An 11,411-nucleotide genomic window follows, 5' to 3' on the forward strand; every position below is an offset into this window, starting at 1 on the left:
ACAACAATGGCGGCAAACGCGGCGCTGACATGCAGCGCACGCATAACGATATTCACAAATTGGTAATATTAACGCGAATCGTCGGTCCGCTGCCTAGATTGTGGGCATTCAAGTGCCGGAAATGCGGCTTTTGAACAGCAACATATCCTGCCAGGCGAGAGCCTTGTTGGCCGGTGCCGCAAGCAAATCCTGCGGGTGAAGCGTCGCGAGCGCGGAAACCGCAAGTCCCGCTGCCGTGACCTCGCGCCATTCACCGCGCATGGAATGGATCGTGCCGGTATCGCCGAGGAACAGACGCGCGGGAAAGTTGCCGAGCAGCAGCAGATGGCGTGGCTCGGCAAGCGCTATCTGCCGGTCGAGGAACGGTCTGCAGATTTCAAGTTCGGCGTCGGACGGCATCCGGCTTCCCGGCGGACGCCAGGGGATGATGTTGGTGAGCAGCACCGTCTCGCGCGACAGGCCGATCGCCGACAGCATCCGATCGAGCAATTGGCCCTGCCGCCCGGAAAACGGTGTGCCGTCGCGATCATCTTCGGCATTCGGCATCGGGCCGATCACCATGATGCGCGATTGCGGATCGCCGGTCATGAACACCGTTGAGCGGGCGCCGTGTTTCAGGTTGCAGCCGCCGAAGGTTTCCAGCGCCGTCTTCAGTTCGGAAAGCGAACGGGCGCTGTCTGCGGCAAGCCGCGCGGCATTGACGGCACCGCCGTCGGGAATGGCGACCTGCTGCATGGAGGAGGGGGTAAGACGCGGCGCTGGTGGCGCGGGACGCTGCTGCTGTGGGGCATCGCCGCCGCCAGCATAGGCCTCACGCTCGCCCTGCGGCGGTGACGACGCGTTCGGTGCCGCTCGCCCTTGCGCCTTCGCGGCCTTCTGCTCGGCAAACTGCGCGAAGCGATCGACCGGTTCGTCCTCGACCAGCCAGTCGACACCCGAATCCGCGTAGAAATGCAGCAGCGCTGCAAGTTCGGCAGGATCGAGTTCGGAGGCGGTGGGGCTCATATGCGCACCCTATAGCATGTCGGGCTCGGGTTGGAATGGGATTCCGTCCGCGGCTGTGGAGAACCTCGTGGAGTGCTTACGCCGCCCACTGCTCCACATCGCCGCTTTCGCCGATCAGGGCCAGACCGTGGGCGATCGACAACAGTTCGCCGCCGCTCTCGATCTTGCCGGCATCGAAGCGCCGGTTAAAGATCTGCCGCACCGCCGGCACGAAGGACGTGCCGCCGGTCAAGAACACCTTGTCGACCTCATCAGGTGCCGTGTTGGTCTTGGTCAGCACGTCGTCCAGCGCACCTTCGATCCGGGCGAGGTCGTCGGCGATCCAGGTTTCGAAATCGGTCCGCTTCACCATCTTCTTGCCACCCCGGCCGAGCGGCGAGAAATTGAACTCCGCCTCGTCGGACGCAGACAGCGCCATCTTGGTGGCCGAGATCGACTGATAGAGCGGATAGCCTTCGTCGTGATCGACGAGATCGATGAACAGTTCCAGCTTGTCGGGATCGGTTGCCGAGCGCACCAGCGATTTCAGATCCGTGAACTCGCGGGTGGTCTTGAAGATCGACAACTGGTTCCAGCGCGAGAAATTCGCATAATAGCTGGAGGGCACTTCGAGAAGCTTGTCGAAGCTTTTGAAATGCGTGCCCTTGCCGATCTCTGGCGCCACCAGATGCTCCACCATCCGCGCATCGAAGTGATCGCCGGCGATGCCGACGCCCGAATGGCCGATAGGCGTGGCGACGAGCTTGCCGGCGACACGCTCGAAGCGGATGAGCGAGTAGTCCGTCGTGCCGCCGCCAAAGTCGGCCACCAGAACGGTGGCATCGCTCTTCAGGCTCTGCGCGAAGTAATAGGCGGCTGCGACAGGCTCGTAGACATAGTGGATTTCCGGAAAGCCCAGCCGCGTCAGCGCTTCGTTGTAGCGATCGGTGGCGAGTTTCTCATCCGGGCTGGCGCCGGCAAAATGCACCGGACGTCCTGCGACGAGACGCGAGACTTCGCCCGGCCAGTTGCCTTCCGCGTAGGCCTGCAGCCGCTTCAGAAAGATTTCCATCAGGTCTTCGAACATGTGCCGGCGGGCAAACACCAGCGTACCCTGAAACAGGGGGCTTGCAGCAAAGGTCTTGATCGACTGCAGGAAGCGAACATCACCGGGATTGTCGATGAACTGGCGGATGGCGGCCTGACCGGCCTCGATCTTCAGCGCCTGCGCGCCAAGCTTCGCATCCTTCATGAAGGACAGCGCCGTGCGCATCGAATCCGTGGTGCCGGCGCTGCTGGAAAACTCCAGCGAATGCGTGGTGGCGCCGCTGTCCGCCAATGCCAGAACCGTATTGGTCGTGCCGAAATCAAGCCCGAGCGCCCGTGCCATGGCCGTGCTCCTTAAAAATCTACGTCGAAAATGATGAACCGGAAGCGCCGCTTCCGAGGGCAACAGAACGCGAAAACGCGCCCCGTTTTTCAAGAGGGCGCGTGATGACACAAGGTGCGGGCGAAGGCAAGAGCGGAAAGGGACTGCATCCCTTGCCGATGGTATTCATGCCGCGCTGTAGATCTTTTCCGTTTCGAGCGTGTCGGCCTCGTCTCGGGAGCCGAACAGGGTGCCAATCGTCTGGCTCTGCTTGGAGACGATATTGTCCAGCAACTGGCTGACCATTAGGCTCTGGACGACTTCCGAAGCCCGTTCACGAGCCTGTTGTTCCTCGCTGGTACCTGTCGTTCCGAAACGCGTCTGGATCCTAGCGACCTGGTCGAGGAAGTCAGCGACGCGATCGGCAGAAGCCGTCTTGGAGACGGAGGTCGACGCGGTGGTCGGAGCGTTGGACGACGAAGCGGTCGTTCCCGTGCTCGAGCCCGTCGCCGGTGCCGTGGATGCCGTGCCAGCCTGTACCGGACCCGACGAGGATGGGCCAGACGCGCTGCCGGAACTCACGCTGTTCGATGGCGCACTGTTTGATGGAGCGCTGTTTGCTGGAGGAACGGCACCCGCCTCAGGTTCAGCGGATGGCTCCGCTTCCGTCGTGCTTTCTGCCGGCACGCTTCCGGTCGATGTGCTTCCCGATGGCGCACTGGACGTTGGCGCTGCGGTGTCGTCGTCTTCAACCATCGAAGCGTCGCGGTCTGTTTCGGCGCCGCTGGTCTCGGTGCTTTCAGGCTTTGCATCGCCGGTCGCAGCAGTTTCCGGCGCGGTGGAAACCGGCGTCTCGGATTTGTCTGTGTCGCCTACGCTCTCGCTGGCTTCATCATTATCGGCCGCTACTGGCTCGGCTTCTGCAGTCTCGTCACCCGACGCCGGAGGCGTGGCGGAGTAGATGCCGTCATCGCTATTGTCGACCTGCGTTTCGGGTTCTGCACTCGCGACCGGTTTGACCTGCTCGGTGCTGGTCGGGGTGGTTGCGGCTGAAGTGCCGGATGTTGTGCTTGCCGGCTGTGTGCTTGAGGTGGACGTCTGGCTCGTAGAGGATGGTTGGCTGGAACTGGACGTCTGGCTCGGCGAGGATGAACTCGATCCGCCTTTGAAAAGGCTGTCAATTAACACGGTATGCCCCTTGGATTCTAATCAAGCTCGGCCTGTAACAGCGTCGCCTTGACGAGGGGTCAAAACCGGCATGACAAGTTAACTCAATGTTTACACATTCATGGAGGATCTTCCCGGCGTCGCACAAGGAGGACTGCTAGAGTGTTGAAGAAAATGAAGTTTCTGTCGTTGATCACGGTTGCGTGCTTGTTGTCCGGCGTGGCCTCCCATGCTGCCGAGCCCATCGCCTGCACGGTCGTAATCGAGGAAAAGACAGGTGAACAAGTGCACCGGGAAGGCGCCTGCGATCAGGCTTTCTATCCGCAATCCACCTTCAAGCTGCCACTCGCGATGATGGGCTACGACGCCGGCATCCTCACCGACGAGACGACGCCGCTCTGGAAATACCAGGCGAAATTCAACCGCTCTGAGCGTGAGCAAAAGGATGTCGACCCGACTATCTGGGAACGCGATTCGATCGTCTGGTATTCGCAGGAGATCACGCGCAAGCTCGGCAAAGAGCGTTTCGCGGCCTATGTGAAAAACTTCGGTTATGGCAACCGCGATGTCTCCGGCGGACCCGCTGGCACCGATGGCTTGACGGAAGCATGGCTGATGTCGTCGCTGAAGATTTCGCCGGACCAGCAGGTGGCGTTCATCCGTCGCTTCCTCACCGGCAAGCTGCCGATCTCGGAAAAGGCTTCCGACATGACGCAGGCCATCCTGCCGCATTTTGCAGCTGCTGACGGCTGGGACGTGCAGGGCAAGACCGGCGCCGGCTGGATGCGCGGCAAGGACGGCAAGCCGGACTATTCCCACCCGATCGGCTGGTTCGTCGGCTGGGCCGAGCAGAACGACCGCCGCGTGATCTTTGCAAGGTTGCTGGTCGACGTGAAGCGCTATCCCGACACGCCGATCAGCTATGTTGTGCGTGACAGCCTGATCGCCGACCTGCCGAAGCTTGCCGCCGATCTCTGATGCCGCTTACCCGTTCGGCTGGAACGCCACGCTGCCGCTCTGCAGGAAGCAGGTCCGGCTGAACTTGGACAGGTCGAGCGGGTTGGGAAGCCTGACATCCGCGATGTCGGGGAGGGGCTTCGCGGCCGCGTCGTAAGCGCGGTCGATCTGCGTCACGAAGACGATGATCAGACCGCGCTTACGGGCGAAAGACTCGAGTGTGGAAACCTGGTCGGCCAGCGGCGGGTTTTCGCGGCCCTGGTCGAGCAGTTGAAGATAGTCCACCACGACCAGCGTACCGGCTGCAGCGGTTTCCAGCGCCTCGATCATGTAACCGGCATTGATCGCATCGGAGCAGTCGAAGGAAAACTGGTCTCCGAAGCGCTGAGGCTCGACCTCAAGCGCGCGAAAGCGCCCGAGAATGTCGGCAGGCGTATAATCGAGGCTGAAGAAAAAGGCGCTATTGCCGGCTTTCATGGCCTCGATGGCAAGGCTGAGCGCCATCAGCGTCTTGCCCTGTCGCGGCCTTGCACCGACCAGCAGCATGTCGCCCTGTTTCAGGCTTCGGTACAAGATTTCGGCGGGCGATGTTTCGGCATGTTTGGCCGATAGCAGGCTCCAGCTCCGGTACCCTTGCTCGATGGCGATGCGGTCGAGCGCGGCGTGAAGGGGAGTGGATGTCTGCCGGGCGAGAAGCTTCGCCTTGCGTTTAAGCTGATAGATCGGAACTGTCGTTTTCATGGTCAAACCTCCTATTGCGAGCGTGTTTCGCAATCCCTCCTTGTGCGGATGCTCGAACAGTCGGTTCGATGATCAGAGGTCCGGTATGAGGTTTACTTTCCCGGTCGGAGGGGGGAGGCGTGGACCGCGCCAGAATCAAAGTCTAGCGCGATCCGTGTCGTCTTCAAAGTGGTCTTGTCAGGTTAGAACGAGCGGGCGGCGCCGCCATCGACGCGCAGCATCGATCCGGTGATGTAGCTTGCGGCCTCCGAGCAGAGGAAGGCACCGGCAGCGCCGAATTCCTCGACCGTGCCGAGCCGGCCGGCGGGGATCGTCTTGACCGAAGCGGCACGGACTTCGTCCATCGTCTTGCCCTGCTTCTTCGCATTGGCCGTATCAAGCTCCTCGATCCGGTCGGTGAGGATTCGGCCAGGCAGCAGCATGTTTGCGGTGATACCGGAACCCGCCACTTCGGTCGCAAGTGTCTTGTTCCAGCCGACCAGCGCGCCACGCAGCGTATTCGACAGCGCGAGGTTCGCGATCGGCTCAACCACGCCGGAGGAGGCGACCGTCAGAACGCGGCCCCAGCCTTGCGCCTTCATCTGCGGCAGCAACGTGTTGGTGAGCGTGATGACGCGCAGCACCATCGACTGGAAGAACGTGTCGAGCTTGTCGGCGCTCATGTCCTCAGTCGTGCCGGGCGTCGGGCCGCCGGTATTGTTGACGAGAATGTCGATGCCGCCGAGCTTTTCCTCAACGGCCGTCACCATCGAAGCGACGAAATTCTCTTCGCCGAGATCGCCGCGGACCCAGTCAGCCTTGCCTTTGCCGAGCGCATTGATCGCCTTGCAGTTTTCGGCGAGCTGATCGCCCGAGCGACCGACCAGAAGGACGTTTGCACCTTCCGCCGCCAGAGCCTTGGCGATCCCCAGCCCGAGGCCGCGGGAGGAGGCGAGTACGAGCGCGCGTTTGCCGGCAATACCGAGATCCATGAAGCTTTCCTTCTCTGCACGAGGTTCATGACGGGCCTTCGGGCGCGACGACAGGTTGCGACGCTGGACCGGTCATTTGGATGCCGGGGCTTTATAGCTTTGGTATAACAGTGGCGAAAGCCAGAACTTGCCTTTGGCGCCAGAACCGGTATTTACGTGTACGTCAACGTAAGTTGAGAAAATGGAAGCGTGCTTTGCGCGAATGACAAGCCGGAAGACGTTTTCGCGCCTCGACAAGCGGGATCGCTTTTGACAAGACAGAAACAGACCTACTGCGCCGGCGAGGGGCCGGCATCGGAGTTTGCAATGGACGCCCAAGACCTTTCCGCCAACCCGCTTCCCGAACGTGAAAGCATGGAGTTCGACGTCGTGATCGTTGGCGCTGGCCCGGCAGGCCTGTCGGCTGCGATCCGCTTGAAGCAGGTCAATCCGGATCTGACGGTGGTCGTTCTGGAAAAAGGCGCCGAAGTCGGTGCGCATATTCTTTCAGGCGCCGTGGTCGATCCGTCGGGCATTGATGCGCTCCTGCCCGGCTGGCGGGAGGAAGAGGGCCATCCCTTCAAGACCGAAGTAACCGACGACCAGTTCCTGCTGCTCGGTCCCGCCGGCTCGATCCGCCTGCCGAACTTCGCCATGCCGCCGCTCATGAACAATCACGGCAATTACATCGTCTCGCTCGGCAACGTCTGTCGCTGGCTTGCCGAAAAGGCCGAAGCGCTGGGCGTCGAGATCTATCCCGGCTTTGCTGCCGCCGAAGTGCTCTACAATGACCAGGGTGCCGTAATCGGTGTCGCAACCGGCGACATGGGGATCGAGAAGAACGGCGAGCCGGGTCCTGCCTATACCCGCGGCATGGAACTGCTCGGCAAGTACACGCTGATCGGCGAAGGCGTGCGTGGCTCGCTAGCCAAGCAGCTGATCGCGAAATTCGATCTCGCCAAGGATCGCGAACCGCAGAAATACGGCATCGGCATCAAGGAACTTTGGCAGGTCAAGCCGGAGAACCACAGACAAGGCCTCGTCCAGCACTCGTTCGGCTGGCCGCTCGGCATGAAGACCGGCGGCGGTTCCTTCCTCTACCACCTGGAGGATAACACGGTCGCGGTCGGCTTCGTCGTGCACCTCAACTACAAGAACCCGTATCTCTACCCGTTCGAGGAATTCCAGCGGTTCAAGACCCATCCGGCCATCCGGGGCACGTTCGAGGGCGGCAAGCGCCTGTCCTACGGCGCGCGCGCGATCACCGAAGGCGGCTACCAGTCGGTGCCGAAACTGTCCTTCCCGGGCGGCGCGCTGATCGGCTGTTCCGCCGGCTTCGTCAACGTGCCCCGCATCAAGGGGTCGCACAACGCGGTCATTTCCGGCATGCTCGCCGCTGACAAGCTGGCCGCAGCCATCGCTGCTGGCCGCGCCAATGACGAGCCGGTCGAGATCGAGAACGAATGGCGCCAGACGGCGATCGGCACTGACCTCAGGCGCGTGCGCAACGTAAAGCCGCTCTGGTCGAAGCTCGGAACCGTTCTCGGCGTCGCGCTCGGCGGTCTCGACATGTGGACCAACCAGCTGTTCGGCTTCTCGTTCTTCGGCACGCTGAAGCATGGCAAGACCGACGCACAAAGCCTGGAGCCGGCGGCACAGCACAAGAAGATCGACTATCCGAAGCCCGATGGCGTGCTGACCTTCGACCGTCTCTCCTCGGTGTTTCTGTCGAACACCAACCACGAGGAAGACCAGCCGGTCCATCTCAAGGTCAAGGATATGGACCTGCAGAAGCGCTCGGAGCTGGAAGTCTATGCCGGCCCCTCGACCCGCTACTGTCCCGCCGGCGTCTATGAATGGGTGGAAAAGGACGGCGAAGAGGTCTTTGTCATCAACGCCCAGAACTGCGTCCACTGCAAGACATGCGACATCAAGGACCCCAACCAGAACATCGTCTGGGTGCCGCCACAGGGCGGCGAGGGGCCGGTGTATCAGAATATGTGATCCTTGAGGTGCCGAGGGAGACCAGAGCAACCGCTGTGCGTTCGATTGGACGCACAGCGATCTAGAGAGGCGCCTCCGCACAGTCCCGGATGCAAATCGCTGCACTGGTTTGCTGGGAGCGCTTCAGACTGAGGTCCAGCCACGGCCGAACCGGTGGGCGACAGCGTTCAGCCGCTTGTCCCGTGTCCAAAGCAACAGATCCGGCGTCAACAACAGAGACGCCACGAGATGCGAGTCACAATAGCCGATGCCTGAGCCGGACAGTTTCTGTGTCCGTATCATTGCCAGAACCTCCGCGTCTGACGCTGTTACGGATTTCGGCAGCCGATGCAGATAGCCGATGATCACATCGTATTAGCGCATGTTCCCCAGCGCCAGTTCCCCGATCTCATGCGGATGAGTGCAGACCTGTCCATTCTCCAGCAGAGCAATCAGCCTCGGGTCTGGTTTGCCGAGATGGTCGGCCCAGATGACTGTATCGACCAGAATCACTGCTCGTCCGGCCGCCAGCGGGGCGCTGATCTGAAGTCTGGTTCCGTTCCGCCCAGAAGAGCAAGGCGCCGTGCAGCTTCATTTTGAACGAGAAGCGTAAGCGCCTTCTTGACGATCGCCGATGTCTCCTGAAGACCGGTCATTTCCTTTGCATCGATAAGCAGTTCATCATCGATGGTGATCGTCGTTCGCATGGTCAGTCTCCCTTCGCATGAAAAATAACATCCAGATGATGCGCTTAACAACGTCGCGTGCGCCTGTGGGCGTGCACGGTGTTGTCGGTGCAAATACGCCATGGAACTCGCTCGATCCGCACCCGCCTTATCAGTTCATTAACCATAATATCCGTAATTCTTGGTCATCTTCTCGACTCGCCAAGGACACATTCATGTCGATTTCCCGTCGCGGCCTGCTGGTCGGTTTGCCGCTTCTGCTGGCCGGCTGCGCATCCACGTATCCAGAACAGCGCAATTATGCAGCGCTCCCAGGCGAGGCTTTCCCCTTGTCACCGGTGCCAATCGATCGGATCAGGCCCGAACTGCGCCGGACCGAAGTCGACTATGTCAGCTCCTACGAGGCAGGTACCGTCGTCGTTGATACGCCTGCGCGCCGGGCCTATTACATTCTCGGCAATGGCCGGGCGATCCGTTACGGCGTCGGTGTCGGCCGCGCCGGTCTTGCACTCTCCGGAAACGCCTATGTGGGCCGCAAGGCCGAATGGCCGACCTGGACGCCGACGGCCAACATGCAGCGCCGCGAACCGCGCTACCGGGCGCTCGCAGGCGGCATGCCTGGTGGACCCAACAACCCGCTCGGCGCCCGTGCGATGTATCTTTACCGCGGCGGCAACGATACGCATTTCCGCATCCACGGCACCAACCAGCCGGATTCGATCGGTCACGCGATGTCGAGCGGTTGCATCCGCATGATGAACCACGACGTCATCGATCTTTTCCAGCGCGTCCAGGTCGGCGCAAAGGTCGTCGTCATCCAGGCGAGTGCCTGATCCAAGCCGCAGCCATCCGTAAGAAGCCTGCCGTCATTGTCGTGGCGGCGGGCCTTTTCGCATTTGGATGTTATGGGTGGACCTGAACACCCGTCAGCGTGATTTCCAGGCGACGACCATCAGGCCGCCGATCACGGTGATATGTTCCATCACCACGTAGAACTCGAGCGTCTTGAACGGCTCTTCCATCGTCCAGAAATGGTGGACGATCGGAATCGTCAGCGCGGTGAAGACGCCGAGCGCGCCGGCACCGAGCCAGGTCCAGCGGTTGAGGATGATAAGCGCCGAACCGCCCAGCTGGGTGATGATGACAGCCACGTTAAAGGCGACGGCGGGTTCGAGCCCGAACTGCGCCATCTCCGCGACACCGGCCGGAAAGTCGATGAGCTTGGAAAGCCCGCTTCCCCAGAACATGAACGTCAGGACGGCTCGGGCCAGATACCCGAACCATGTGGACCCGGTCACGATATCCAGCGGATTTCCGAATGTATTGGACTGCGATGTCGCCATAAGAACCCCCTTTGCGCGTACCCGCCTGGACCATAGCTCCAAACGGCAAACGTGATAAGGTGTAAGTTTTTATCGATACACCTTATGGGGTGTGTGTTGCTGCGTGGTCAGAAGCCGGACAGAACCAGCTTGCCTCGCGTCGTGCCGCTTTCGATCCTGGCGTGGGCCTTCTTGAGGTTTGCAGCATTGATCGGGCCGATCACGTCGGACAGCGTCGTGCGGATCTTGCCGGCATCAACCAGTTCGGACACATGATTGAGCAGCTTGTACTGTTCGATCATGTCGGCGGTCTGGAACACCGGCCGAACGAACATCGTCTCCCAATGGATCGACAAAGCCTTGCGCTTGAACTGGCGGATATCGATCGGCTCCTTCGGGTCGTCGATCAGCCCCAGTCGTCCCTGCGGCGCGATCATTTCCAGGATGTCGTTGATGTGATCGGAGGTTTCCGTCGTCGAGAACACGAAGGCGGGGTTGCCGATCGCCATCCCGGCGATCTGTTTTGCCAGCGGCTTGGAATGGTCGAGAACATGGTGAGCGCCGAGCGTGCGGATCCAGTCCTGTGTTTCCGGCCGCGAGCCGGTGCCGATCACCGTCGCGTCGGTCAGTTCTCGCAGCAACTGGATGGCGATCGAGCCGACACCACCGGCGCCGCCGATGACCAGAACCGCATTCCAGGCGCTCGCCACCTTGTCCTGCACCTTCATCCGGTGAAACAGCGTCTCGTAGGCGGTGATGGCGGTCAACGGAAGGGCGGCGGCCTCCTCAAAGGAGAGGCTGGAAGGCTTCTTGCCGACGATCCGCTCGTCGACCAGATGCAGTTCCGCATTGGTGCCGGGACGGTTGACCGCGCCCGCGTAAAACACCTCGTCACCCGGCTTGAAGAGTTTCACATCCGGCCCGACCGCTTGCACCACGCCGGCTGCATCAAAGCCGAGGATGCGGTACTGGCCGGCTTCGACAGGCTGCAACCGGCGCTGCTTGGTATCGACAGGATTGACCGACACGGCCTTGATCTCGACCAGCAGGTCGCGCCCCTTGGCCTCGGGCTCCGGCAGCTCGATGTCGAGAAGGGCGTTTTCGGATGTGATCGGCAGGTTTTCGCTAAAACCGACAGCGCGCATGGAATCTCCTCGTCAAGCTCAGGGCATCGAGGACGATACATCGCGCGTAACGACGGCAACGGCAAGGCGGCGCAGACGAGCGCCGGTACGCTTTACCGAGCCGGCAC

Annotated in this window: 11 protein-coding genes; 3 read left to right on the forward strand and 8 right to left on the reverse strand. The window is 61.3% G+C overall.

The window, feature by feature from the left end; genetic code table 11:
* Positions 1-108: 108 nt before the first annotated feature.
* From ACQY1K_RS05045 to ACQY1K_RS05055, 3 genes are all read right to left on the reverse strand, one after another.
* The gene (locus ACQY1K_RS05045; RefSeq protein WP_430258455.1) at positions 109-1,005 is read right to left on the reverse strand and encodes a uracil-DNA glycosylase; all 897 of its coding nucleotides are present in this window, start codon (positions 1,003-1,005) and stop codon (positions 109-111) included.
* A gap of 76 nt (positions 1,006-1,081) precedes the next feature.
* A complete protein-coding gene (locus tag ACQY1K_RS05050; RefSeq protein WP_062453428.1) occupies positions 1,082-2,374 on the reverse strand; it encodes an Hsp70 family protein in 1,293 nt (430 codons plus the stop codon).
* Between the two features lie 165 nt (positions 2,375-2,539).
* Positions 2,540-3,541: a hypothetical protein gene (locus tag ACQY1K_RS05055; protein WP_430240789.1), complete on the reverse strand. Its 1,002-nt coding sequence runs from the start codon at positions 3,539-3,541 to the stop codon at positions 2,540-2,542.
* A gap of 153 nt (positions 3,542-3,694) precedes the next feature.
* Here ACQY1K_RS05055 and blaOXA point away from each other — a divergent pair, with 153 nt between their 5' ends.
* Entirely contained in the window at positions 3,695-4,498 is an 804-nt protein-coding gene (gene blaOXA / locus ACQY1K_RS05060; protein ID WP_174196053.1) for a class D beta-lactamase, read from the forward strand.
* Between the two features lie 6 nt (positions 4,499-4,504).
* Here the strand turns inward: blaOXA and ACQY1K_RS05065 are convergent, their stop codons facing one another.
* Positions 4,505-5,218, reverse strand: coding sequence for a DNA helicase (locus ACQY1K_RS05065; RefSeq protein ID WP_430258456.1), 714 nt, complete (start codon positions 5,216-5,218; stop codon positions 4,505-4,507).
* 182 nt (positions 5,219-5,400) lie between these two features.
* Positions 5,401-6,189 carry an SDR family oxidoreductase gene (locus ACQY1K_RS05070; protein ID WP_062453424.1) on the reverse strand — a complete coding sequence of 263 codons (789 nt, stop codon included), beginning with the start codon at positions 6,187-6,189 and terminating at the stop codon, positions 5,401-5,403.
* Between the two features lie 306 nt (positions 6,190-6,495).
* On the opposite strand from ACQY1K_RS05070, the gene ACQY1K_RS05075 reads away from it, so the two are divergent.
* The gene (locus tag ACQY1K_RS05075; RefSeq protein WP_430258457.1) at positions 6,496-8,172 is read left to right on the forward strand and encodes a 4Fe-4S dicluster domain-containing protein; all 1,677 of its coding nucleotides are present in this window, start codon (positions 6,496-6,498) and stop codon (positions 8,170-8,172) included.
* Positions 8,173-8,660: 488 nt separating this feature from the next.
* Here the strand turns inward: ACQY1K_RS05075 and ACQY1K_RS05080 are convergent, their stop codons facing one another.
* The gene (locus ACQY1K_RS05080) at positions 8,661-8,858 is read right to left on the reverse strand and encodes a type II toxin-antitoxin system VapB family antitoxin (RefSeq protein ID WP_092661772.1); all 198 of its coding nucleotides are present in this window, start codon (positions 8,856-8,858) and stop codon (positions 8,661-8,663) included.
* A gap of 194 nt (positions 8,859-9,052) precedes the next feature.
* On the opposite strand from ACQY1K_RS05080, the gene ACQY1K_RS05085 reads away from it, so the two are divergent.
* A complete protein-coding gene (locus ACQY1K_RS05085; RefSeq protein WP_062579746.1) occupies positions 9,053-9,670 on the forward strand; it encodes a L,D-transpeptidase in 618 nt (205 codons plus the stop codon).
* A gap of 93 nt (positions 9,671-9,763) precedes the next feature.
* Here the strand turns inward: ACQY1K_RS05085 and ACQY1K_RS05090 are convergent, their stop codons facing one another.
* Positions 9,764-10,180 carry a DoxX family protein gene (locus ACQY1K_RS05090; RefSeq protein ID WP_430258458.1) on the reverse strand — a complete coding sequence of 139 codons (417 nt, stop codon included), beginning with the start codon at positions 10,178-10,180 and terminating at the stop codon, positions 9,764-9,766.
* Between the two features lie 107 nt (positions 10,181-10,287).
* Positions 10,288-11,304, reverse strand: a complete 1,017-nt coding sequence (locus tag ACQY1K_RS05095; protein ID WP_430258459.1) for a zinc-binding alcohol dehydrogenase family protein — start codon at positions 11,302-11,304, stop codon at positions 10,288-10,290.
* Positions 11,305-11,411 lie beyond the last annotated feature (107 nt).

It is taken from the genome of Neorhizobium sp. IRS_2294, from assembly GCF_050500145.1.
GTDB lineage: Bacteria > Pseudomonadota > Alphaproteobacteria > Rhizobiales > Rhizobiaceae > Neorhizobium > Neorhizobium soli.

Excerpts from the sequence above, each read along its gene's own strand:
- ACQY1K_RS05070 (WP_062453424.1), bottom strand. The coding sequence starts at position 6,189 with ATGGATCTCGGTATTGCCGGCAAACGCGCGCTCGTACTCGCCTCCTCC.
- ACQY1K_RS05050 (WP_062453428.1), bottom strand. The coding sequence starts at position 2,374 with ATGGCACGGGCGCTCGGGCTTGATTTCGGCACGACCAATACGGTTCTG.
- ACQY1K_RS05045 (WP_430258455.1), bottom strand. The coding sequence starts at position 1,005 with ATGAGCCCCACCGCCTCCGAACTCGATCCTGCCGAACTTGCAGCGCTG.
- ACQY1K_RS05090 (WP_430258458.1), bottom strand. The coding sequence starts at position 10,180 with ATGGCGACATCGCAGTCCAATACATTCGGAAATCCGCTGGATATCGTG.
- ACQY1K_RS05075 (WP_430258457.1), top strand. The coding sequence starts at position 6,496 with ATGGACGCCCAAGACCTTTCCGCCAACCCGCTTCCCGAACGTGAAAGC.
- blaOXA (WP_174196053.1), top strand. The coding sequence starts at position 3,695 with ATGAAGTTTCTGTCGTTGATCACGGTTGCGTGCTTGTTGTCCGGCGTG.
- ACQY1K_RS05065 (WP_430258456.1), bottom strand. The coding sequence starts at position 5,218 with ATGAAAACGACAGTTCCGATCTATCAGCTTAAACGCAAGGCGAAGCTT.
- ACQY1K_RS05080 (WP_092661772.1), bottom strand. The coding sequence starts at position 8,858 with ATGCGAACGACGATCACCATCGATGATGAACTGCTTATCGATGCAAAG.
- ACQY1K_RS05085 (WP_062579746.1), top strand. The coding sequence starts at position 9,053 with ATGTCGATTTCCCGTCGCGGCCTGCTGGTCGGTTTGCCGCTTCTGCTG.
- ACQY1K_RS05095 (WP_430258459.1), bottom strand. The coding sequence starts at position 11,304 with ATGCGCGCTGTCGGTTTTAGCGAAAACCTGCCGATCACATCCGAAAAC.